Genomic DNA, 22016 nt, shown 5'->3' on the forward strand with positions numbered 1-22016 from the left:
CGTGAGGCGAAGCCGAACGAAGCCAAGAAGGAACTCTTTGAATGGGCATCTGTGACGGACGCGTGGTCATCGTAACCGGGGCGGGGCGCGGCATCGGCCGAGCCCACGCGCTGGCCTTCGCCGCCGAAGGCGCCAAGGTCGTGGTGAACGACATCGGCGTCTCGCTGGCGGGCGACGGGGGCTCTCAGGGGCCGGCCGAGGAAGTCGTCGAGACGATCCGCGCGAATGGCGGCGAAGCCGTCATCGAAGGCTCGGACGTCGCCGACTTCACCCAGGCGGGACAGCTGGTGAAGACGGCGATCGACACCTTCGGTGGTCTCGACGCGGTGGTGAACAATGCGGGCATCGTGCGCGACCGGATGTTCGTGAGCACCTCCGAAGAGGAGTGGGACGCCGTGATCCGCGTGCACCTGCGAGGGCACTACGCGGTCACGAGCAATGCCTGCGCGTACTGGCGCAACCAGTCGAAGGCCGGTGAGGCCGTCGACGCACGCATCATCAACACCAGCTCCGGCGCCGGGCTGCAGGGCAGCGTGGGCCAGAGTGCCTACTCGGCGGCGAAGGCCGGGATCGCGGCGCTGACGCTCGTGCAGGCGGCCGAGCTCGGGCGCTACGGGATCACCTCGAACGCGATCGCGCCCTCGGCGCGCACGCGCATGACCGAGGAGGTCTTCGCCGAGATGATGGCGAAGCCCGACTCCGGCTTCGACGCGATGGCGCCCGAGAACGTGTCCCCGCTCGTGGTCTGGCTCGGCAGTGCCGAGTCGAAGGACGTGAGCGGGCAGGTCTTCGAGCTCGAGGGTGGCAAGATCTCGGTCGCCGACGGCTGGCGGAAGGGCCCCGAACAGGACAAGGGCAACCGCTGGGCGCCGGACGAAGTCGGTTCGGTCGTGCACGACCTGCTCGGCAAGGCCGTCGCGCCCCAGAAGGTCTACGGCACTTGAGATTCGCGTTCACCGAAGAACAGGAGGAGCTGCGCGCCTCGGCGCGGGCTTTTCTGGCGGATCACTCGGGCTCCGAGCAGATCCGGGCGGCCATGGAGAGCGACCTCGGCTACGACGCCGACGTCTGGAAGCGGATCGGCACCGAGCTCGGCTGGCCGGCTGTGATCGTCCCCGAAGAAGCCGGCGGGATCGGCCTCGGCGCCGTCGAACTGGTGGCGCTCCTCGAAGCGATGGGCGAGACACTGCTGTGCTCGCCGTACTTCGCGACCGTCGGCCTCGCGGCCCAGGCGGTGATCGCCGCGGGCACTGCGGAGCAGCAGGCGCGCTACCTCGGCCCCCTCGCCGAGGGTGAGGTACGCGCCACGCTGGCCACCACCGAAGCGGGCCAGGCGTTCGACGAGGTCACGCTCGTGGCTCGCGCCGACGGCGACGACTTCGTGCTCGACGGGACGAAGCGCTACGTGGTCGACGGACACCACGCCGATTGGATCGTCGTGAGTGGCCGGTCGCCGGGATCCGCGGGCGACGACGGCATCGGGCTCTTCGTCGTGCCGGGGGATGCCGGCGGCCTGACGCGCACGCCCCTCGCCACCATGGACATGACGCGCCGCCAGGCCGAGCTGCGCTTCGACGGCGTGCGCGTCGCGGGCGATGCCCGACTCGGGGGCGCCGCACCCGGCGCCCCGGCGTTGCGCCGCGCGCTCGACCGAGCGGCGATCGCGCTCGCCGCCGAGCAGGTGGGTGGTGCTCAGCGCTGCCTGGATCTCTCGGTCGCCTACGCGAAGGAGCGCGAGCAGTTCGGACGCCCGATCGGCTCCTTCCAGTCGATCAAGCACAAGTGCGCCGACATGATGGTGCTCGTCGAGACCGCTCGTTCCGCGGTGTACTACGCGGGCTGTGTCATCGACGACGGCGACGACGCCACCGTCGCCCGGGCCGCGTCCCTCGCGAAGGCGTATTGCAGCGAGGCCTACTACCGCTGCGCGGCGGAGAGCATCCAGATCCACGGCGGGGTCGGCTTCACATGGGAGTACGACCCGCACCTCTACTTCAAGCGGGCACGCGCCTCGGAGGCCATGCTCGGGACGCCCGACTGGCATCGCGAGCGCGTCGCCGGGTTTCTCGGGCTGGTCTAGCGATGGCGATCGAGATCGATCTCGCCGGCAAGGTCGCGATCGTCACCGGCGGCACCCGCGGCGTCGGCCGCGGCATTGCCGAGCGGTATCTCGAGGCGGGCGCCGAGGTGCTCGTCTGCGGGCGCAACGAACCCGAGTCATTGCCCGCGGCCGGCGGCCGCGAGGCCCATTTCGTGGCCGGCGACGTCCGCGAGGTCGAAGCCATCGACGGCATCGCCCGCCAGGCCGAGGAGCGCTTCGGGCGGCTCGACGTGCTGGTGAACAACGCGGGTGGCGCTCCGGCTGTCGACGCCGCAACCGTGTCGCCGCGCTTCCACGAGTCGATCATCCGCCTGAACCTGATCGGCCCGCTCCACTTTGCCCAGCGCGCGAACCAGACCATGCAGCAGCAGGACACGGGCGGCGTGATCCTCAACATCTCGAGCGTGAGTGGGCTGCGTGCCTCGCCGGGAACGTCGGCCTACGGTGCGGCGAAGGCGGGCCTGTTGTCCCTGTCCCAGAGCCTCGCCGTCGAGTGGGCGCCGAAGGTGCGCGTGGTGGCGGTGGCGGCCGGGATGGTGCGCACGGAGCAGAGCGAGCTGCACTACGGCGACGCCGAGGGCGTGGCGGCGGTGGGCGCGACCGTGCCGTTGGGACGCCTCGCCGAGCCCGTCGAGATCGGCGACGCCTGTGTCTTCCTGTCGTCGCCGCTGGCGAGCTACGTCAGTGGAACCCACCTGCTGCTGCACGGCGGCGGCGAGGCGCCGAGCTTCCTCGGCGCGGCGAAGAACACCCAGGACTGAACGTCCGGCACGGCAAAGAGGACGCGACGTGGCGAAGCAGGCTCCCGATCTCGGCAACCCGGCGCAGGCCCGCGACGCGAGCGACGTCACGCATTGGCACCGCGAGACCGACGTCGTCGTAGTGGGGGCCGGCGGCGCGGGCGCCTGCGCGGCGCTCGAGGCGCGCGCCGCCGACGCGGACGTCGTGGTGCTCGAACGTGCCTGGAAGGGCGGGGGCACCTCGGCCCAGGCCAGTGGTCAGCTCTATCTCGGCGGCGGCACCGCGCTGCAGAAGGCCTGCGGCTTCGAGGACGACCCGGAGGAGATGTACAAGTACCTGATGGCCTCGTGTGGCCCGGGCGCCGACGCCGACAAGGTGCGCACCTACTGCGAGGGCAGCGTCGAGCACTTCGACTGGGTGACGAGCCAGGGGGTCCCTTTCAAGAGCACCTATCTCCCGGTCGAGGAGGGCACCGATCCCTATACCGACGACGGGCTCTCCTACACGGGCAGCGAGCTCGCCCATCCTTTCTGCGAGATCGCGAAGCCGGCACCGCGCGGACACACCGCCCAGCAAGAGGGGGAGAACGCCGGGCTGATGATGATGGAGACCCTGCTCGGGCGCGTGGCCGGTTCGGGCGCCGAGATCGTCACCGACGCTGTGGTCGAGCCGCTGATCCAGGACCACGAGGGGCGGGTCGTCGGCGTGGTGGCGACGGTGGACGGCACCGAGCACTGCATCCGGGCCCGCCGCGGGGTCGTGCTGACCGCCGGCGGCTACATCCACAACAAGGCGATGCTCGAGCGCTACGCCCCGGTGACCCGCAAGGTGCGTTTCCGGCTCGGCTGCGACGGCGACGACGGCCGCGGGATCCGCATGGGGATGGGCGTCGGCGGCGACGCGATCCGCATGGAGGCCGCCTGCATCGTCGTCCCGTTCTCTCGGAACCGGCAGTTCGTGAAGGGCGTGCTCGTCAATGAGGCGGGCCAGCGCTTCTGTGCCGAGGACCTCTACCAGTCGCTGCTCGGCGAGATCGGCATGTGGCGCCAGGAGGGCCGGGTCTGGCTGGTGCTCGACGACAGCCTCTACGAGCAGCCCCAGCTGCCCACCGAGATCGCCGCGGTCGCCGAGAGCTTCGAGGAGCTCGAGGCCGAGGCGGGCTGCTTTCCGAAGGGCAGCCTCGTGCACACCCTCGAGCGCTACAACGCGGCGGCGAGCCAGGGCCAGGATCCGGACTTCCGCAAGGAGGCGCGCTGGCTCCAACCGCTGGCGAAGCCGCCCTACGTGGTGCTCGACCTCACCCTCGAGAAGTATCCGTTCTGGTCGGCCTTCACGCTGGGTGGCCTGCACACCCGCCCGACCGGGGAAGTGCTGGACGCCGATGGTGCGGTGGTGCCCGGGCTCTATGCGGCGGGGCGCAACGCCTCGGGTGTGCCGGCCCACGGCTACAACAGCGGGCTTTCCCTCGGCGACGCGACCTTCTCGGGGCGGCGCGCGGGCGCTGCCGCGGCGCGCCACACCGACTGAGCCGTGCCGTCGCCGGGCGGGCCGCCATTGGGGCGCTCACGGGCGAGCAGGCATACGCCCAAATCCGCGCCGGATCTGGGCTTTTTCCGGGGTCGGGACCTTGAGAGGGCGCATCCGGCCCCCTAATCTTTGGCCGCCTCCGGGGGGATCGGCTGCGGGGTCCCGACTGGCGAGCCGAAGCCAGAACCCGCGCCGAGCGCGGAGGCACACGGTGCCTTGGCCGCGATCCGGCGGATCGTCGGGCGAAGGCGACAGCGACAACTAGGGTAGGACCGCCGACGGTTCGCGTTTCGCGCGAGACGGAAGCGGTCCGTGCGTCGCGCTGCGACATCCCAAGCAACGAGCCACCCACGAAGCCAATGGCCATTCACGAAATCGAAAAAGGGCTCGACCTGCCGATCTCCGGATCTCCGATCCAGCGGATCAGCGGGTCGGCGTCCGTCGACCGCGTGGCGGTGATGGCGGACGACTTCCCCGGCATGAAGCCCGCGATGCGGGTCAACGAAGGCGACACGGTCAAACGCGGCCAGGTTCTCTTCGAAGACCGCAAGACACCGGGCGTGCTCCACACCGCACCCGGAGCCGGTCGTGTCATCGCGGTGAACCGCGGGGCGAAGCGCGCGCTCCAGTCCGTCGTGATCGCGCTCTCGGAAGCCGAGCGCAAGGGCTGGCCCCTGGTGCCCGAGCAGGAGAGTTTCTCCTCCTACTCGCCGAACGCCGCCGACAGTCGCGATTCGATCGTGGCGCTGCTGGTCGAGTCGGGCCAGTGGACGGCGCTGCGTCGGCGGCCCTTCGCGAAGGTGCCGAACCCCAGCGAGGTGCCGCACTCGGTCTTCGTGACGGCGATCGACACGAATCCGCTGGCGCCGCTGCCCGACGTGGTGATCGAGAAGCGCCGCGAGGATTTCCTCCGCGGACTCGAGATCGTCGCAAAGCTCAGCCCGAGCAAGACCTACCTGTGCATCGGCCCGAACTCCGACGCCGACGAGGGTGTTCCCGAGAAGATCACGGTCGAGCGGTTCACGGGCCCCCACCCGGCGGGCAACGCGGGTATGCACATCCACACGCTCGATCCGGTGAACCGCGAGAAGTGCGTCTGGCAGATCGGCTACCAGGACGTGATCGCGATCGGTCACCTCTTCGCCACTGGGGAACTGGACGTGACCCGGGTGGTCTCGATCGGCGGCCCGGTCGTCGCCGACCCGCGCCTCGTGGAGGCCCGGCTCGGCGCCTCGGTCGATGACCTGGCGGGCGACGAGGGCAACGGCCAGGACGTCCGCACGATCGCAGGCTCGGTCTGGAGCGGGAAGACGGCGTCGGGCGAGGTGTTCGGATACCTCGGGCGCTACCACAACCAGGTGTCCGTGCTGGCCGAGGGACGCGAACGCGTCTTCCTGGGCTGGCTCACGCCGGGTTGGAACGCCTTCTCATCGATCCCGATCTACCTCTCGCGGATGATGAAGAAGAAGTTCGACTTCACCACCACGACGAACGGCTCGCCGCGGACGATGGTGCCGATCGGGATGTACGAGCAGGTGATGCCCATGGACATCCTGCCGACCTTCCTGCTGCGGTCTCTGGTGGTGGGCGACATCGAAGAGGCCGAAAAGCTCGGCGCTCTCGAGCTCGAGGAAGAAGATCTCGCGCTCTGCTCCTTCGTGTGTCCCGGAAAGACCGACTACGGTCCGCTGCTCCGGAAGAACCTCGAAATGATCGAGAAAGAAGGCTGATGAAGATCCTCCGCGATCTCCACGACAAAGCCGACCCGCTCTTCGCGAAGGGCGGGCCGTTGGAGAAGCTCTACCCGCTCTGGGAAGCCCACGACACGGCGATGTTCACGCCGGGGGAAGTCACTCGCACGGCCCCTCACGTTCGCGACGGCCTCGACCTGAAGCGCATGATGATCACCGTCGTCGTCGCGCTCGTGCCCTGCATCGTGTTCGCCATGTACAACACGGGCTACCAGGCGATGCTCGCCATCTCGGAGGGGGCCGCGCCGCTCGACGACTGGCGCATGGCGATCTACCAGGGCCTCGGACTCTCCTTCGACCACACCTATCCGATCCTCTGCGTGATCTTCGGCGCGCTCTACTTCCTGCCGGTCTGGATCGCGGGCATGATCGTGGGCGCCGTGGTCGAGATCGGCGGCGCGATCATCCGCGGCCACGAAGTGAACGAGGGCTTCCTCGTCACCGGCATGCTCCTGCCCCTGACCCTGCCGCCCACCATCCCGCTCTGGATGGTCGTGCTCGGCATGGCCTTCGGCCTGATCTTCGGGAAGGAGGTCTTCGGCGGGACGGGCACCAACTTCCTGAATCCGGCGCTCACCGCGCGCGCCTTCCTCTTCTTCGCCTACCCGGCGTGGATGAGCGGCGACGCGCCCTGGATCGCCGCCGACTTCCTGAGCGTCGACTCGTTCAGCGGCGCCACCTGGCTGGCCCAGGCGGCGGTGACGCCGGGCGCCCTCGAGAACGCGAGCTTTGCCGATGCCTTCTGGGGCTTCGTCCCGGGTTCGATGGGAGAGACCTCGGCGTTCGGTGCCCTGTTGGGCATGGGGATCCTGCTGGTCACCCGGATCGGGTCCTGGCAGACGATCACCGGCGTGACCCTCGGTACGATCGTGATGGCCTCGATGCTGAATGGCATCGGCTCGAGCACGAACCCGATGTTCGAGGTGCCTTTCTGGTGGCACATGGTGCTGGGCGGCTGGGCCTTCGGGATGGTCTACATGGCTACCGACCCGGTGTCCTCGGCTTTCACCTCGCAGGGGAAGTTCGTCTACGGGCTCGGGATCGGCGTGCTCGTGATCCTGATCCGGGTGGTCAACCCGGCGTATCCCGAGGGCATGATGCTGGCGATCCTGTTCATGAACATGTTCGCCCCGCTCTGCGACCACGTCGTCAAGAACGCGAACGTGCAACGGAGGCTCGCGCGCAGTGGAGCATAGTTCCCGCTACATCGTGGGCTTCGCGGCGGCCGTCTGCGGGGTCTGTTCGATCTTCGTGGCCACGGCAGCCGTGTCCCTGAAGGACCGTCAGGAGCTCAACGCTCAGCTCGACGTGCAGAAGAAGGTGCTCGAGTTGGTCGGTCTGATGGAGCCGGGCGCCAGCCTGGAGACCGAGGAGATCCAGACGCTCTACCGCGACAGCATCGAAGCCCGCGTGGTGAACCTGGCGACCGGCAGCATCGTCGAGGACGTCGATCCGGCGCTCTTCGATCAGCGCGCTGCTGCGGCCGACCCGGACACGAGCCGCGAGGCGCCACCGAACCAGGCGAAGGTGCGCCGCGTCCCCGAACAGGGACTGGTCTACCTGCTCCGTGAGGATGGTCAGATCAAGACGCTCGTCTTCCCGGTCGAAGGGAAGGGACTGTGGTCGACTCTCTACGGCTTCCTCGCCCTCGAGTCCGACGCCCGGACGGTCGCCGGCATCACCTTCTACGAGCACGGCGAGACGCCGGGCCTGGGCGGTGAAGTCGACAACCCGCGCTGGAAGGCGCTGTGGAAGGGCCGCAAGGCCTTCGACGAGCAGTGGCAGGTGGCGCTCAAGGTCAAGAAGGGCGCCGCGGGCCCGGTCGAAGCGGATCCCTACCAGGTGGACGGCCTCTCGGGCGCCACCATCACCAGCCGCGGCGTGAGCGGCCTGGTGTCGTTCTGGCTCGGGCGGGAGGGCTACGGGTCGTATCTCGAGCAGTACCGCTCCGAAAGGGGAATCTAGTGGCATCCGAAAGTCGGGACGCGCTTCTCGACCCGCTCTTCAACAACAACCCGATCGCCCTGCAGGTGCTCGGGATCTGCTCGGCACTGGCCGTGACGACGAAGATGGAGACGGCCTTCGTGATGACGCTCGCCGTCATCTTCGTGCTGGTCTTCTCGAATCTCTCGGTCAGCCTGATCCGGAATCTGATCCCTTCGAGCATCCGCATCATCGTGCAGCTGACGATCATCGCCTCATTGGTGATCATCGCGGACCAGGTGCTCAAGGCCTTCGTCTACGACATCAGCAAGCAGCTGTCGGTGTTCGTAGGCCTGATCATCACCAACTGCATCATCATGGGGCGGGCCGAGGCCTTCGCCATGCAGAACAAGCCGTCCCTCTCGGTGATCGACGGTCTCGGCAACGGTCTGGGCTACGGCCTGATCCTGCTGGTGGTCGCGGCGTTCCGCGAGATCTTCGGTTCAGGCACGTTCTTCGGATACACGCTTCTCAAGCCCGTGACCGAAGGCGGTTGGTATGTCCCCAATGGCTTGATGGTTCTCGCCCCGGCGGCGTTCTTCCTGATCGGCGTCTTCATCTGGGTGATCCGCAGCTACAAACCCGAACAGGTGGAGGAGGAGTTCCATGTTGGAGCACTACTTGAGCCTGGCCACGAAGGCCACATTCGTTGAGAACATGGCCTTGGCCTACTTCCTCGGGATGTGCTCCTTCCTGGCCGTCTCGAAGAAGGTAGAAACAGCCGTAGGCCTCGGGATCGCCGTCATCTTCGTGTTGGCGGTCACGACCCCTCTGAATCAGCTCCTCGTCGAGGCGCTCCTGCAGCCCGGCTCGCTCGCCTGGGCGGGACTGCCCGATCTCGATCTCTCGTTCCTGTCGTTCCTGACCTTGATCGGGACGATTGCGGCGACGGTGCAGATCGTGGAGATGACCCTCGATCGCTACGCGCCAGCGCTCTACAACGCGCTCGGCGTGTTCCTGCCGCTGATCGCGGTGAACTGCGCGATCCTCGGCGCATCGCTCTTCATGCAGGAGCGCGACTACACCTTCGGCGAGGCCGCGGTGTTCGGGCTCGGCTCGGGCGTCGGTTGGGCGCTCGCGATCATCGCGCTGGCCGCGATCCGCGAGAAGCTGAAGTACAGCGACGTCCCGGAGCCCCTGCGCGGCCTGGGCATCACCTTCATCGTCGTGGGTCTGATGAGCGTCGGCTTCATGGCGTTCTCGGGAATCCAGCTCTAAAGCAGGTACAGGGTTTGCGGGGCTCGGCGCCCCTCAGGATGGCACCATGGAAACGATTCTCTTCGGCGTGCTCGGCTTCACCTTCGTGGTGGTGGCGTTGGTCCTCGTGCTGATGGTGGCGAAGGCCCAGCTCGTCCCGTCGGGCGAGGTGACCATCGACATCAACGGCGATCCCGAGAAGGCGATCAAGACCCGGGCCGGCAGCACCCTGCTCGGGACCCTCTCGGCCCAGCAGATCTTCCTGCCCTCGGCGTGCGGCGGGAAGGGCAGTTGCGGCGTCTGTACGGTCAAGGTCTGCGAGGGCGGGGGCGCCATCCTGCCCACCGAGCTCTCCCACATCAGCCGCGGGGAAGCCCGTGAGGGCGTGCGCCTCTCCTGTCAGGTGAAGGTGAAGCAGGACATGAAGATCGAGGTCCCGCCCGAGGTCCTCGACGTCAAGAAGTGGAAGTGCAAGGTCCGCTCGAACGACAACGTGGCCACCTTCATCAAGGAGCTCATCCTCGAGCTTCCCGAGGGCGAAGACGTCCCGTTCCGCGCCGGCGGCTACATCCAGATCGAGTGCCCGCCCCACGAGATCGCCTACAAGGAATACGAGATCGGCGACGACTACCGGGAAGACTGGGACAAGTACGACCAGTGGAAGTACGTCTCGAAGGTGACGAGCGCCGAAGAGCGCGCCTACTCGATGGCGAACTACCCGGAAGAGAAGGGCATCATCATGCTCAACGTGCGCATCGCGTCGCCGCCGCCGCGGCAGCCCGACGTGCCGCCGGGCATCATGTCGTCCTACATCTTCGGCCTGAAGCCGGGCGACGAAGTGACGATCTCGGGCCCCTACGGCGAGTTCTTCGCCAAGGAAACCGACAACGAGATGATCTTCGTGGGTGGCGGCGCCGGCATGGCGCCGATGCGCTCCCATATCTTCGATCAGTTCCGGCGCATCCACACCGACCGCAAGGTGTCGTTCTGGTACGGCGCACGGAGCCTGCGCGAGGCGTTCTACGTCGAGGACTTCGACACGATCCAGTCCGAGAACGACAACTTCCAGTGGCACCTCGCGCTCTCCGAGCCCCTCGAGGAAGACAACTGGGAGGGTCACACCGGGTTCATCCACCAGGTGCTGCTCGACAACTACCTGAAGGACCACCCGGCACCCGAGGACTGCGAGTACTACCTCTGCGGGCCGCCGATGATGAACGAGGCGGTGCAGAAGATGCTCGAAGACCTGGGCGTCGAGCCCGAGAACATCGCCTTCGACGACTTCGGCTGAGCCGAAGCGTCCGCGCTTTCGCGAACCCCCACCCGAGGCGGACGTGAGCGAGCCGAAGCCGCTGCTGTCCGGACGGGCGCGCTGGCTCGTGCCTGTCTTGTTGCTGGTGCTGCTGGTCGTGTCGGTGCACCGCTACCAGGTGGCGGTCACGACGCTGCGGGTCGAACTCGGCGGCGAAGCCCTCGGCACCACCTGGAGCGTGAAGCTCGCGGGCGAGCTGGCTCCCGAGCGCCAGCGTTCGCTCCAGGCGGCGCTCGAGAACGCACTGGCGCGCGTGGACGCCCAGATGTCGACGTGGCGCGACGACTCGGAGCTCTCGCGTTTCAACCTCCTCGGCGCGGACGCGCCCTTCGTGTTCTCGCCCGAGGCCTTCGCGGTCTTCGCCATCTCCGAGGAGGTCGCGGTGCGTTCGGGCGGCGCCTTCGACGTCACGGTAGGGCCGCTGGTGGACGCCTGGGGGTTTGGTGCGAGACCGCGCCGGGCCACGGCGCCCGAGGCCGAACAGCTCGCGTCCCTGCGCCGCGACGTGGGACGCCACTGGCTGCGCCTCGACGCCGTCGAGCGCAGCGTCGAGAAGCGCCGCGCGGGCGTGCGGGTCGATCTGTCGGCGGTCGCGAAGGGCTACGCCGTGGATCTCCTGGCCCAGACCGTGTCCGAGCGGGGACACGCCAACTTTCTGGTGGAGATCGGCGGGGAGCTGCGCGGGGCCGGGGAACGTCCCGGGGGCGGCCCCTGGCGGGTGGCGATCGAAGAACCCCGCGAGGAAGGGCGCCAGGTGCACCGGATCGTCGCGTTGTCGGATGCGGCGATGGCCACCTCCGGCGACTACCGCAACTTCTTCACCGACGACGCCGGGCGCCGCTTCTCGCACACGATCGACCCGCGGACCGGATCGCCGATCGCGCACCCGTTGGCGTCGGTCACCGTGGTGCACCCGAGCGCGGCCTGGGCCGATGCCTGGGCCACCGCGCTCAATGTCCTCGGGCCGGAGGCCGGCTATGCTCGCGCCGAGTCCGAGGGGCTGGCGGCGTACTTCCTGGTGCGGGAGCAGGACCCGGAACCCGGGCTCGGGTCCGACCCCGGGAGTGCCGATGCGCATCCCACGGACGGCGCCTTCGAGGCGCGCTGGACCCCCGCCTTCGAACCGCTCTTGCTCCCCGATCCTCGCTCCGGAGACGACTCATGACGACGATCCTGGTCACTGCGCTCTTCATCGGTGGGCTGATGTTCGCCATGGCGATCGGCGTGATGGTGCAGGGGAAGGCGCTCAAGGGCTCCTGCGGCGGAACGGGCACCGGCTGCCCCTGCACCGATCGCGAGAAGCGGGCCTGCGGGGCGCGGCGGCAGCAAGAGGCGGCCTGACCCGAGGCAAGCCGCCAGAGCCTCGCGAGGCCACCCCTGTGACGCGCGCTTGACGTCTGCGGCTTCGCGCAGGATCCTGCGCACTGCACTGTGATCCGCGGGAACTCCCCGCGCTCACTCCATCGGATCTCCGCGCAGCGCGCGTGCGCTGCAAGACCGGAGGTCTGTCCCACGGAGCGAGCGCCGGGACGCCACACCTTCGGCCGGGCTCGCCGGAGGAGCCATGACCGAGAACGACCCGCAGATCCACTACCGCGCCCTGGTCGCCCGACTCGCCCACGACGCCGAGCGCGAAGCCGCCTTCGACGCCTTGAACGCGGCCGGCCCCGCCGCCCGCGACGCGGTTCGGGCGGGCCTCCGCCACGGGCATTGGCAGGTGCGGCGCTGGTGCGCGATCTGGTTCGACCACCACGCCGATCCCGACTCGCTGCCCGCCCTGATCCCGCTGCTGCGCGACCCGAAGAGCGCGGTGCGTCTCTTCGCGGTGCATTCGATCAGCTGCGATCGCTGCAAGGAGGGCGAGCCCACGCTCGACGTCGTGCCGCTCCTGATCGAGCGGGTGCAGCAGGACGAGAGCATCCGCGTGCGACGGATGGCGGTCTGCATGCTCGCCCACCAGCACGCCCACCCCGATCTCGAGGGCTTCTTCCAGCAGCTCCTCGACACCGAGACCGACGCGAAGCTCCACAAGCACGCCGGCTTCGGTCTGCTCTTCTGTCGCCAGCAGCGGGAGGCGGCGGCCGCAGGCGGGTAGGGCGACGGGTCAGCCCTCGTCGGGCGGCACCCACCGCACGCGCTCGAAGTACTTCTGGATGCGGGGGAGTTCGCGGGCCATCTGGGCGCGTCCCCAGGCGACCGCCCGATCGATCTCGCGGGCACGCGGCAGCAGGTTGAGCGGTGAGAGCGTGGGCTTGAACTCGATGCGCTTCTGGGCATAGCGCTGGTTCAGCGCGACCTGGAGCGCGATCAGGCGGGTGATCGGCTGGAGCCAGACGTGGCCCATGCCGATCTGGGGGTGGAAGCAGTCGAAGGCGAGCACGAAGGCGTTGCGGGTGCCGATCTTGCCCGCGCGCACCTGGCGCCAGGCGATCCGGGACGGAACGTTGTTGGCGACGCCCCCGTCGACGAGCGCCACCACCTCTTCGCGCTCGAAGAGATCGGTCAGGGGCGCATGCATCGGCGAGTCTTCCTCGCTGACGTCGTAGTGGAGGATTCCGGGGATCGCGGCCGAGAAGCCTGCGGCGTCGACGGCGTCGAAGTCGCCGGTGAGGTCGTCGGCCCCGATCACGATCTCCTGGGCCGCGCGCGGGTTGAAGAAGCCGACCATGCGCACCAGCTGGGCCGCGATCTGGGCGCGCATTTGCAGGGCCCCCGGCCGCTTGTCCTCGTGGAGATGGTGGGAGCGCGCGTAGCCCTCGAGGCCTTCGCGGACCGCGCTGCGACGCAGCCCGGCGACCACCGCCTCGTAGGGGATCTCGAGATCGGGGATGCGCAGGGGAGCGCCGCTCTGGTTGGAGAGGGCGCTGCCGATGCCACCGCGGAGCACCAGTCGCATGACGCCGGGCAGGCCGTACTGGGTGCGCAGGCTGACGAAGCGGAAGATCTCTTCGGGCTTCAGGCCTTTCGCCAGCGCGACGTACTCGTCGAGATCGCCGTCGCGCCGCAGCGCCCGGAACAACCCGAGCACCGCGCCCATCGAGGCGCCGATCAGGTAGCCCGGGATCAGGCCAGCCGCCTGCAGCACCTCCCAAGCGCCGATGTACACGTAGGCCGAGCCGCCCCCGCCCCCGGCCACGTTGACCAGGGTCTTGATGCCGATCTCCTGGTCGAGATGCCGGGCCGAGAAGTCGTTCGCGTACTTCTCGAGGATCTCGTCGCGGGTTCGCGCCATCAGCGGTAACAGCGGTTGGAGCTTCTCGGCGGCCGTCTCCACCCGACGCTTGCTGTCGGTCGTGTGGAGCAGCGTGTCGGCCAGGACTTCCGGCAGGCGTTCGCGCCAGCGTGCGAGACGAGGGGTACGCACCCGCACGTCCGGGTTCTGATTGCGGCGCCCGCGGCGGGCGGCGCCGGGCTGGAAGGTGTCGAGGGCGGCGAGCCCGATCGCGTAGCGCAGCTGGTGCTCGGTCTTCCGGCTTACCACGCCTGGGTGGTCGAAGAGCCCGACGACGAGCTTCGTCTCCATCCGCTGCAGGCGGAGCAGGGCGTCTTCCCGCTCGCTGGGCGGAGCGGCCGGAACCGGCAGGGCAGATTGGGACACGGACCGGGAGAGTAGGCGTTACCGAGCTTCCAGGCCGCGAATCAGGATCTCGAGAATCGCGTCGGCGGTGTGCTGCGGAGACCCTGCGATCAAGGGAATCACCTGGGGCCGCGCGAAGAAACCACCGAGACCGCCCAGCACCAGGGCGAGGGCGCCGGTGTCGACCGGTTGGATCTGACCGGCCTCGATCGCGCGATCGAGCAGAGTTCGCGTCACGGCGATCACGTAGTTGCCGTGCTGGTTCATCAGGCGATCGGCCCCGGGCACGGCGTCGAAGGAGCGCGCGAAGGTTTCGGTGGTGGGGCCGATGGCGAGGTTGGTCGCCTGGAGGTACGCGCGCAGCGCCGAGAGCGCGTCGAGATCCGGAGCCACGGCCGTCATGGCGGCGCGCCCGATCCGGTGCAGCCGACGGTCCATCACCATCAGCTGCAGCGCGTCCTTGCTCGGCGCCAGGCCGTAGAGGGTGCGCAGCGAGCAGTTCATGCGCGCGGCGAGCTGGGCCATCGTCAAGCCGGCGAAGCCGTCCTCCACGATCGCGGCTTCCAGCTCGTCGAGGATCTCGCGCTGACGCTCGGTGAGCTTGCGCTCCGCCGCCTCGGGCAACAGCCGCTTCGGGGCGCGGACCCCAGCGAAGGGCTTGCTGGGCTCGGCGGCGAGAGCCGGACTCAAGACAGCAGCGCCTCGGGCAGCTCGACTTCGCGCGCGCGCAGCCACTCGCCGAGGCTCTTGGCCTGGCCGTCCTGTCGGGTCGACGCCGCCACGCCTTCCTCGAGGAGGCCGTGCACCAGGAAGTTGAGCGAGCGCAGGTTCGGCAGGCGGTGACGATCGACGCGGAGCGGTGCCGTTTCGGGGAGGAGCTCCTGGAGCTTCTCGGTGGTGAGGAAGGCATCGAGCCACGCCCAGGCGGCGTCGCTGCGGGCGAAGACGCCCAGGTTGGCGTTGCCGCCCTTGTCGCCCGAGCGCGTGCCGTAGACGAGACCGAAGGGCGCGTGTCGCGTGGCGCCGCCGGGTGCGCCGGCCGAGGGCTCGGCCGGCGGGGTGACCTGCACCTCTGCGGCGGGGATCACCGACGACACCTCCCGGGTGTCGTTGCCGACCGTGACGCTCTGGGGCACCCGATCGGCGGGCACGCAGGCGGGCTCGTACACGCCGAAGGGACGCCCGGCACTGGGCCCCCCACCGACGCCGAAGAACCCCGGGATCGTGGCGAGCCCGAGCTCGGTGATCGAGTTCGAGAACGCCCGGCCGACCTTCTTCTCGTCCGGATCCTTCACGCTGATCTTGAGGATCGCGACCCCTTGCTCGTTCGTCTCGGGGTCGGGCTTGTCGTTGCGCATCAGGTGGGTCGACACGTGCTGGAAGTCATCAGGCCCGAAGGGGCAGGCGTACCAGAACGCGTCCTCGATCAGCTTCGCCTTCTCCTCGATGTCGAGACCGGTCAGGCAGACGCTCATGTCGTTGCGGAAACCGCCCGGGCGGTTGATGCAGACCTTCAGCGTCGACGGCGGCGGTTCGCCCTGCACGCCGGTCATCGCGACCCGGTCGGGCCCGCTCTGGGCGAGCTCGATGGTGTCGAAGCGGGTGGTGACGTCCGGACCGAAATACTCGGGACCGCCGATCTCGTAGAGCAGCTGGGACGTGATGGTCCCCACCGAGACCTCGCCGCCGGTGCCGTCGTGCTTGCCGAACACGGTGGAGCCGTCGGCGGCGATCTCCGCCCAGGGGAAGCCGATCCGGGTCATGCCCGGGACTTCCTTGAAGAAGGAGTAGTTCCCGCCCGTGGCCTGGGTGCCGCATTCGATCACGTGGCCCGCGGCGACGGCGCCGGCGAGCGCGTCGAAGTCGGTGCGCGACCAGCGGTGGTGCCAGGCGGCCGGGCCGCACACGACGGCGGCGTCGGTGCAGCGGCCGGTGATCACGATGTCGGCCCCGCGGTCCAGGGCATCCACGATCCCCCAGCAGCCGAGATAGGCGTTGGCCGTGAGGAACGCCGACGCATCCTTGATCGGCTCGCCGGTCTCGAAGTGGGTGAGTTGGTTGCCGGCGATCAGTTCGTCCATCCGGGGAAGCAGGTCGTCGCCATCGACCGTGGCGATCACCGGCGAGAGCCCGAGCTTGTCGGCGACGCCCGCCACGGCTTCGGCGCAACCCGCCGGGTCGAGGCCACCGGCGTTGGTCACGACCTTGATGCCGCGATCGAGGCAGGTGCCCATCACCTGCTCCATCTGGGCGACGAAGGTGCGGGCGTAGCCCCCGTTCGGGCGCTTCATGCGCGTGCGCGCCAGGATCAGCATGGTGAGCTCGGCGAGCCAGTCGCCGGTGAGCACGTCGATCGGACCCCCCTCGACCATCTCCTTCGCCGCGCTGAGCCGGTCGCCGAAGAACCCGGAGCAGTTCGCGATACGGATCGGATCGGTCATGCCTCACCTCCTTCGTTGTCGGCTTCGACCACCAGCAGCACGGCGCCCGCCTCGACCTGGTCGCCCTCGCGGACGAAGACCTCGGTGACGGTGCCCGCTTCGGTGGCGCTCATCGGGTGCTCCATCTTCATCGCTTCGAGGACGGCCACGGTCTGGCCGGGTTCGACGCGATCGCCCGCGGCGACGCGCAGGGCGATCACCTTGCCGGGCATGCTGGCGACGAAGCCGCCCTGGGGCCCGTCGGAGCCGGGCACGGTGAAGCGGGGCTCGATCGTGAACTGGAGGGTGCCGCGCGGGCTGTCGACGAAGAGCTGGTCGTCGGCGCGGGTCACCCGATAGCGGGAGCGCCGCTCGCCGATCTCCGCGTCGACGCTCTCGGGTGTCCAGGCGTGTACGCGGGCGGGCGTGCCGTCGGTGAAGCGGAAGCTGCCGTCCCGCACCGTTCGGTAGCCGACCTCGAGACACTCTTCGCCGCGCGTCAAGCTGACGGTCTCGGCGGGCATGCGCCCGTTGCGCCAGCCCGAACGGGTGGCGCGCCACACCTGGGCGTTCGCCCGGTTGTCCCCCTGGATCCAGAGCGCGGCGGCGCGCGCGGCACGTTCGAGTTCGTCACCGGCCAGGGGCAGGGTCCGCGCCGGGGCGACGCGCTCGATGAAGTCGGTGGTGGTGTCGCCGTCGAGGAACTCGGGGGTGCGCAGCGTGGTCACCAGGAAGTCGCGGTTCGTGGTGACGCCGCCCAGATGCAGCCGTTCCAGGGCGAGCGCGAGGCGTCCGGCGGCTTCCCGGCGGGTGGGACCGCTGGCGATCACCTTCGCGAGCATCGGGTCGAAATCCGTGCCGACCACCGTGCCGGCTTCGACGCCGCTGTCCCAGCGCACCTCGGGCGTCTCGGCTGGTTCGAAGGCCGAGAGCGTTCCGATCGCCGGCAGGAAGTCGTTCGCCGGATCCTCGGCGTAGAGCCGGGCCTCGATGGCCGCCCCTTCGAACGTGACGTCGTCCTGGCCGTAGCCGAGGGCTTCACCCTGGGCGATGCGCAGCTGCTCGCGGACGAGGTCGAAGCCGGTGACGCACTCGGTGACCGGGTGTTCGACCTGGAGCCGCGTGTTCACTTCCAGGAAGAAGAACTCGCCAGTGGCATCGTCGACCAGGAACTCGACGGTGCCCGCGGACGCATAACCGAGCGCGCGGGCGAGGGAGAGGGCCGCGTCGCCCATCTTCGCCCGCAGCGCGGCGTCGACGCGGGGGGAGGGCGACTCCTCGAGGATCTTCTGGTGGCGACGCTGGATCGAGCACTCGCGCTCGCCGAGGTGGACGACCCCGCCGTGGAGGTCGCCGAGGATCTGGATCTCGATATGCCGGGCCCGACCGACGTAGCGCTCGAGGAAGACGCGGTCGTCGCCGAACCCACTGGCGGCCTCGCGCTTCGCCGAGGCGACGGCCTCTTCCAGGTCCTCGGCGCGCTCGACGATGCGCATGCCCTTGCCGCCGCCGCCGGCGGCGGCCTTCACGAGCAGCGGGAACCCGACCTGGGCCGCGGCACCCGGGTCTTCCGAGCCCGGCAGGGTGGGGACCCCAGCCTCCTCGGCGAGGGCCTTCGCGGCGATTTTGTCGCCCATGCGCTCGATCGCTTCGGGCGAGGGGCCGACCCAGGCGATCCCGGCGGCCGCGACGTCCCCGGCAAAGGTGGCGTTCTCCGAGAGGAAGCCGTAGCCCGGGTGGATCGCGCCGGCTCCGGTGGCCTGGGCGGCGGCGAGAATGGCCTTCGCATCGAGGTAGCCCTCGGAGAGGCGCACCGCTTCGTCGGCCTCGCGCACGTGGGGGGCGTCGGCATCGGCGTCCGTGTAGACGGCGACGCAGCGCAGGCCCATCTCGTGGGCGCTGCGGATCACGCGCCGCGCGATCTCGCCGCGGTTGGCGATCAGCAAAGTGTGGAAGCTCACAGCCGGAACACTCCGTAACCCGGGGCGCCCTCGATCGGGCGGTTGCGAACGACGGACAGGCAGAGGCTCAGTACGGTACGGGTGTCGCGCGGGTCGATGATGCCGTCGTCACTGATCGCGCCCGTGGCCTCGAGCGCGATCGATCCCGCTTCCTGGCGTTCCTCGACGCCCGCGCGGATCTCGGCGTCGGCTGCTTCGTCGAAGGGCAGGCCCTTCCGCGCCGCCTGTCCGCGACGCACGATCGACATCACGCCCGCGATCTGCTTCCCGCCCATCACCGCGATCTTCGCGCTGGGCCAGATGAAGGTGAAGCGGTTGTTGAAGGCGCGACCGGACATCGCGTAGGTGCCCGCGCCGTACGACGCGCCGACGATCACCGTGAGGTGGGGGACCGTCGAGTTGGTGACCGCGTTGATCATCTGGGAGCCCTTCTTGATGATCCCCGCGTGTTCGGAGTCCTTGCCGACCACGAACCCGGTGAGGTTCTGCAGGAAGATCAAGGGCACGTCGATCTGGTTGTTCAGCTGGATGAAGTGAGCGGCTTTCTCGGCCGCCTCCGGATTCAGGACGCCGTTGTTCCCGAGGATCCCCACCGGGTAGCCCTGGATCCGCGCCCAGCCGCAGACGAGGGTCGTGCCGTAGCGCGGCTTGAACTCCTCGAAGCGCGAACCGTCGACGATGCGGCCGATCACGTCCCGGATCTCGACGGGGCGCCGGAGGTCCGGGGAGACGAGGCCCGTGAGCTCCTCGGGGTCGAGGGTCGGCTCCTCGAAGTCGGGCTCGGGATCGGGCATCGCCTTCTCCCAGTTCAGGTGGGACATCACCTCGCGGCACAGGCGCAGGGCGTCGTGCTCGTCTTCGGCGAAGTACTCGCCCAGACCCGAGATCTCGGCGTGCATGCGGGCGCCGCCCAGCGTCTCGTCGTCCGAGTCCTCGCCGGTGGCCATCTTCACCAGCGGTGGACCCGCCAGGAAGATCTTCGACTGTTCCTTGATGACGATGTTGTAGTCGGACATGCCGGGCTGGTAGGCGCCGCCGGCCGTCGAGGATCCGAAGACGACGCACACAGTGGGGATCCGGAGCTTCGAGAGCTCGATCATCTCGTAGAAGAAGCGGCCGGTCTCGGCGAAGTGCTCGATGCGCGCGCCGCCAGGCGTCGTGTCGCCCTGTTCGCCCTTCTTCTTCGGCTGCATGCGCAGGTCGGCGCCCGCCGACTCCACGAAGCTCACATAGGGGATGCCGTTGTCGCGGGCGATCTCCAGGGCGCGCATCCACTTCTTGCCGACGTAGGGTGTGAGCGCACCGCCCAGCACGGTCGGGTCGTTGGCGAAGATCACGCACTCGACGCCGGCGATGATGCCGATCCCGAGGATGCAGCCGCCGCCGACCGTGTAGCTCGAGTTGTAGCCGGCGAGGCCACTGATCTCGAGGAAGGGCGTATCCGGATCGAGGGCGAGGGCGACGCGCTCCCGCACGGGCAGCTTGCCGCGTTTCGCCAGGCGCGCGTGGTGGTCGGGGCCGCCGCCGGCCTCGGCCTCGTCGAGGAGCTGGTCGATCTCGGCCAGCCGTTCGAGCATCACCTGCTGGTTCTCTTCGAATTCCGGCGTGCGCGTGTTCAGATTCGAGCGCAGGCGCGGAGCCAGACTGGGTTGCATGAGCGTCCCCGTGAACTCGCGTACTCCAACGTCGGAGCGCGTTGACAACGGGGTACCATGACTGGTAACCGTATGCAATCAGAATTACCGCAGCGTGCTCGTGCTTCGGCGAGCGACGGGGGCGGGCCTGGAGGCGAGATGGATCCGGTACGCGTCGAAACCGCCGCGGGCGTGATGACCGCCACCCTCGCGGACGAGGAGAACCGCAACGCTCTCGGCGGCGCCCTCGTGTCCGCCCTGCGGGAGGCCCTCGCCGCTGCGAATGCCGACCCCGCGGTCCGGGCCTTCGTGATCACCAACATCGGTTCCACTTTCTGCGCCGGCGCGAACCTGAAGGAGCGCTCGGCCGAGTCGGGAAAGAAGCCCGCGGCAGGGGCGGGCGGCATGGGCGGCTTCGTCGAGCTGTTGGGAGAGATCCAGGTCTCGCCGACTCCGGTGATTGGCAAGATCGCCGGCCACGTCATGGGCGGCGGCAATGGACTGGCGGCCGCGCTCGATATCGCGATCGCCGCCGAGAACGTGAAGTTCGGTTTCACCGAGGTCCGCCTCGGGGTCGCGCCGGCGATCATCTCGGTGGTGTGCCTTCCGAAGATGCGCCCCGGCGAGGCGATGGAGGCGTTCCTGCGCGGGAACCGGTTTCCGGCCAGCCGCGCTGCCGAGCTCGGCCTGATCGCCCGGGCGGTACCGGCCGACGCGCTCGACGCCGCGGTGGACGAGGTGCTCGACGATCTGCGCAAGGGCGGCCCGAACGCGTTGGAGTTCGCGAAGCGGCTCGTCAACGAGGTGCCGCTGATGGAGCAGAAGCAGGCGTTCGCCTGGACTGCGAAGCACTCGGCAGAGCTCTTCGCCGGGACGGAAGCCGCAGAGGGCATGAAGGCGTTTCTGCAGAAGCGCCCGCCGAAATGGGCGGAGTAGCGTCGCTTCAGGGCAACCGCCGCCGGAAGGACACAGGAGGCCTGGGATGCTGCAGATCAGCGTGGACTTGCTCGCCGAGGTCGACGACCTCCACGCCCTGGTGGAGACCCTCGAGCCCGAAGACTGGGAGCGTCCCACCACGTTCATGAACTGGACACCCTGGGACGTGATCGCACACCTCCATTTCTTCGACGAGGTGTCGTTGGTGGCACTCGAGGGGCGCGAGCCCTTCGGCGAACTCCAGAAGGAGTTCATCGGCCTGCTCCAGGAGGGGTTGGGGAGCGCCGAGATCGCCAAACGGAAGCTCGGCGACCTTTCGCCGAAGGAACTCACCACGCGCTGGCGCGAGCGCAACCGCGCGATGGCCGAGCAGCTCGGCAACTCGGACCCGAAGCGACGCCTGCCGTGGTTCGGGCCCGACATGGGCGTGCAGATGTTCACGACCGCACGCCTGATGGAGACCTGGGCCCACGGTCAGGAGCTGTGGGACCTGAAGGGCCGCGAGCGGAGCCACAGCGACCGGATCAAGCACATCTGCGAGATCGGCGTCCGCACCTTCGGCTGGACCTTCATGAACCGCGGCGAGCAGCCGCCCGGGCCGCCCCCCTATGTGCGCCTCACCGCTCCGTCCGGCGGGGTCTGGGAGTGGCAGGAACCGAGCGAGACGGAAATCGTACGCGGGTCGGCCGTCGATTTCGCGAGGGTGGTCACGCAGGTTCGAAACATCGCGGATACGCCACTCGAAGTCGTGGGTCCGGTGGCCAACGCCTGGATGGCGATCGCCCAGTGCTTCGCCGGGGGTGCAGCGGATCCGCCGGCACCCGGGACCCGCACGATCTAGCGCGGCGGCTCCCGCCGCCCCAGGCCACGCCGCCC

The 22016-nt window shown here is 69.0% G+C and carries 20 protein-coding genes; 15 read left to right on the forward strand and 5 right to left on the reverse strand.

Annotated elements, in window-relative coordinates; all coding sequences use genetic code 11:
• The first annotated feature begins 41 nt into the window (after positions 1–41).
• From AAF430_21155 to AAF430_21215, 13 genes are all read left to right on the forward strand, one after another.
• Positions 42–944 carry an SDR family oxidoreductase gene (locus tag AAF430_21155; protein ID MEM7412754.1) on the forward strand — a complete coding sequence of 301 codons (903 nt, stop codon included), beginning with the start codon at positions 42–44 and terminating at the stop codon, positions 942–944.
• Positions 941–2080, forward strand: a complete 1140-nt coding sequence (locus tag AAF430_21160; protein ID MEM7412755.1) for an acyl-CoA dehydrogenase family protein — start codon at positions 941–943, stop codon at positions 2078–2080. The genes AAF430_21155 and AAF430_21160 overlap by 4 nt, the downstream gene beginning before the upstream one ends.
• A 2-nt stretch (positions 2081–2082) precedes the next feature.
• The gene (locus tag AAF430_21165; GenBank protein ID MEM7412756.1) at positions 2083–2862 is read left to right on the forward strand and encodes an SDR family oxidoreductase; all 780 of its coding nucleotides are present in this window, start codon (positions 2083–2085) and stop codon (positions 2860–2862) included.
• Between the two features lie 28 nt (positions 2863–2890).
• Complete coding sequence (locus AAF430_21170; GenBank protein ID MEM7412757.1) at positions 2891–4369, forward strand: FAD-dependent oxidoreductase; 1479 nt, start codon at positions 2891–2893, stop codon at positions 4367–4369.
• A 365-nt stretch (positions 4370–4734) separates the two neighbouring features.
• Positions 4735–6099 (forward strand): Na(+)-translocating NADH-quinone reductase subunit A, encoded by a 1365-nt coding sequence (locus tag AAF430_21175; protein ID MEM7412758.1) that lies wholly within the window; start codon positions 4735–4737, stop codon positions 6097–6099.
• On the forward strand, positions 6099–7316 hold the full coding sequence (locus AAF430_21180; protein MEM7412759.1) for an NADH:ubiquinone reductase (Na(+)-transporting) subunit B: 1218 nt from the start codon (positions 6099–6101) through the stop codon (positions 7314–7316). Before AAF430_21175 ends, AAF430_21180 begins: the two co-directional genes overlap by 1 nt.
• Positions 7306–8085, forward strand: a complete 780-nt coding sequence (locus AAF430_21185; protein MEM7412760.1) for a Na(+)-translocating NADH-quinone reductase subunit C — start codon at positions 7306–7308, stop codon at positions 8083–8085. Before AAF430_21180 ends, AAF430_21185 begins: the two co-directional genes overlap by 11 nt.
• Positions 8085–8756 carry an NADH:ubiquinone reductase (Na(+)-transporting) subunit D gene (locus AAF430_21190; GenBank protein MEM7412761.1) on the forward strand — a complete coding sequence of 224 codons (672 nt, stop codon included), beginning with the start codon at positions 8085–8087 and terminating at the stop codon, positions 8754–8756. Before AAF430_21185 ends, AAF430_21190 begins: the two co-directional genes overlap by 1 nt.
• Positions 8710–9321 (forward strand): NADH:ubiquinone reductase (Na(+)-transporting) subunit E, encoded by a 612-nt coding sequence (gene nqrE, locus AAF430_21195; protein MEM7412762.1) that lies wholly within the window; start codon positions 8710–8712, stop codon positions 9319–9321. Before AAF430_21190 ends, nqrE begins: the two co-directional genes overlap by 47 nt.
• A gap of 46 nt (positions 9322–9367) precedes the next feature.
• Entirely contained in the window at positions 9368–10591 is a 1224-nt protein-coding gene (gene nqrF, locus AAF430_21200) for an NADH:ubiquinone reductase (Na(+)-transporting) subunit F (GenBank protein MEM7412763.1), read from the forward strand.
• A 43-nt stretch (positions 10592–10634) separates the two neighbouring features.
• Positions 10635–11777 (forward strand): FAD:protein FMN transferase, encoded by a 1143-nt coding sequence (locus AAF430_21205; GenBank protein ID MEM7412764.1) that lies wholly within the window; start codon positions 10635–10637, stop codon positions 11775–11777.
• Complete coding sequence (locus tag AAF430_21210) at positions 11774–11953, forward strand: DUF539 domain-containing protein (protein ID MEM7412765.1); 180 nt, start codon at positions 11774–11776, stop codon at positions 11951–11953. The genes AAF430_21205 and AAF430_21210 overlap by 4 nt, the downstream gene beginning before the upstream one ends.
• 223 nt (positions 11954–12176) lie before the next feature.
• On the forward strand, positions 12177–12707 hold the full coding sequence (locus tag AAF430_21215; GenBank protein ID MEM7412766.1) for a HEAT repeat domain-containing protein: 531 nt from the start codon (positions 12177–12179) through the stop codon (positions 12705–12707).
• A 9-nt stretch (positions 12708–12716) separates the two neighbouring features.
• On the opposite strand, the gene AAF430_21220 is transcribed toward AAF430_21215, so the two are convergent.
• The 5 genes from AAF430_21220 to AAF430_21240 are packed head-to-tail and all read right to left on the reverse strand — an operon-like array spanning position 12717 to position 20225.
• A complete protein-coding gene (locus AAF430_21220; GenBank protein MEM7412767.1) occupies positions 12717–14210 on the reverse strand; it encodes a patatin-like phospholipase family protein in 1494 nt (497 codons plus the stop codon).
• Positions 14211–14228: 18 nt separating this feature from the next.
• Positions 14229–14879: a TetR/AcrR family transcriptional regulator gene (locus AAF430_21225; GenBank protein ID MEM7412768.1), complete on the reverse strand. Its 651-nt coding sequence runs from the start codon at positions 14877–14879 to the stop codon at positions 14229–14231.
• Positions 14876–16630 (reverse strand): acyclic terpene utilization AtuA family protein, encoded by a 1755-nt coding sequence (locus tag AAF430_21230; protein MEM7412769.1) that lies wholly within the window; start codon positions 16628–16630, stop codon positions 14876–14878. Before AAF430_21230 ends, AAF430_21225 begins: the two co-directional genes overlap by 4 nt.
• Positions 16627–18570 carry a biotin carboxylase N-terminal domain-containing protein gene (locus AAF430_21235; protein MEM7412770.1) on the reverse strand — a complete coding sequence of 648 codons (1944 nt, stop codon included), beginning with the start codon at positions 18568–18570 and terminating at the stop codon, positions 16627–16629. Before AAF430_21235 ends, AAF430_21230 begins: the two co-directional genes overlap by 4 nt.
• Positions 18567–20225, reverse strand: coding sequence for a carboxyl transferase domain-containing protein (locus tag AAF430_21240; protein MEM7412771.1), 1659 nt, complete (start codon positions 20223–20225; stop codon positions 18567–18569). Before AAF430_21240 ends, AAF430_21235 begins: the two co-directional genes overlap by 4 nt.
• Positions 20226–20363: 138 nt before the next feature.
• Here AAF430_21240 and AAF430_21245 point away from each other — a divergent pair, with 138 nt between their 5' ends.
• Positions 20364–21140, forward strand: coding sequence for an enoyl-CoA hydratase-related protein (locus AAF430_21245; GenBank protein ID MEM7412772.1), 777 nt, complete (start codon positions 20364–20366; stop codon positions 21138–21140).
• Between the two features lie 46 nt (positions 21141–21186).
• On the forward strand, positions 21187–21981 hold the full coding sequence (locus AAF430_21250; protein ID MEM7412773.1) for a TIGR03084 family metal-binding protein: 795 nt from the start codon (positions 21187–21189) through the stop codon (positions 21979–21981).
• The last annotated feature ends 35 nt before the right edge of the window (positions 21982–22016 follow it).

The sequence above is a fragment of the Myxococcota bacterium genome, from assembly GCA_039030075.1.
Lineage (GTDB): Bacteria > Myxococcota_A > UBA9160 > UBA9160 > SMWR01 > JAHEJV01.

What these genes read in the sequence shown, in the direction of transcription:
- AAF430_21165 (MEM7412756.1), top strand. Translation starts at nt 2,083, where the DNA reads ATGGCGATCGAGATCGATCTCGCCGGCAAGGTCGCGATCGTCACCGGC.
- AAF430_21180 (MEM7412759.1), top strand. Translation starts at nt 6,099, where the DNA reads ATGAAGATCCTCCGCGATCTCCACGACAAAGCCGACCCGCTCTTCGCG.
- nqrF (MEM7412763.1), top strand. Translation starts at nt 9,368, where the DNA reads ATGGAAACGATTCTCTTCGGCGTGCTCGGCTTCACCTTCGTGGTGGTG.
- AAF430_21245 (MEM7412772.1), top strand. Translation starts at nt 20,364, where the DNA reads ATGGATCCGGTACGCGTCGAAACCGCCGCGGGCGTGATGACCGCCACC.
- AAF430_21215 (MEM7412766.1), top strand. Translation starts at nt 12,177, where the DNA reads ATGACCGAGAACGACCCGCAGATCCACTACCGCGCCCTGGTCGCCCGA.
- AAF430_21240 (MEM7412771.1), bottom strand. Translation starts at nt 20,225, where the DNA reads ATGCAACCCAGTCTGGCTCCGCGCCTGCGCTCGAATCTGAACACGCGC.
- AAF430_21250 (MEM7412773.1), top strand. Translation starts at nt 21,187, where the DNA reads ATGCTGCAGATCAGCGTGGACTTGCTCGCCGAGGTCGACGACCTCCAC.
- AAF430_21210 (MEM7412765.1), top strand. Translation starts at nt 11,774, where the DNA reads ATGACGACGATCCTGGTCACTGCGCTCTTCATCGGTGGGCTGATGTTC.
- AAF430_21230 (MEM7412769.1), bottom strand. Translation starts at nt 16,630, where the DNA reads ATGACCGATCCGATCCGTATCGCGAACTGCTCCGGGTTCTTCGGCGAC.
- AAF430_21155 (MEM7412754.1), top strand. Translation starts at nt 42, where the DNA reads ATGGGCATCTGTGACGGACGCGTGGTCATCGTAACCGGGGCGGGGCGC.
- nqrE (MEM7412762.1), top strand. Translation starts at nt 8,710, where the DNA reads ATGTTGGAGCACTACTTGAGCCTGGCCACGAAGGCCACATTCGTTGAG.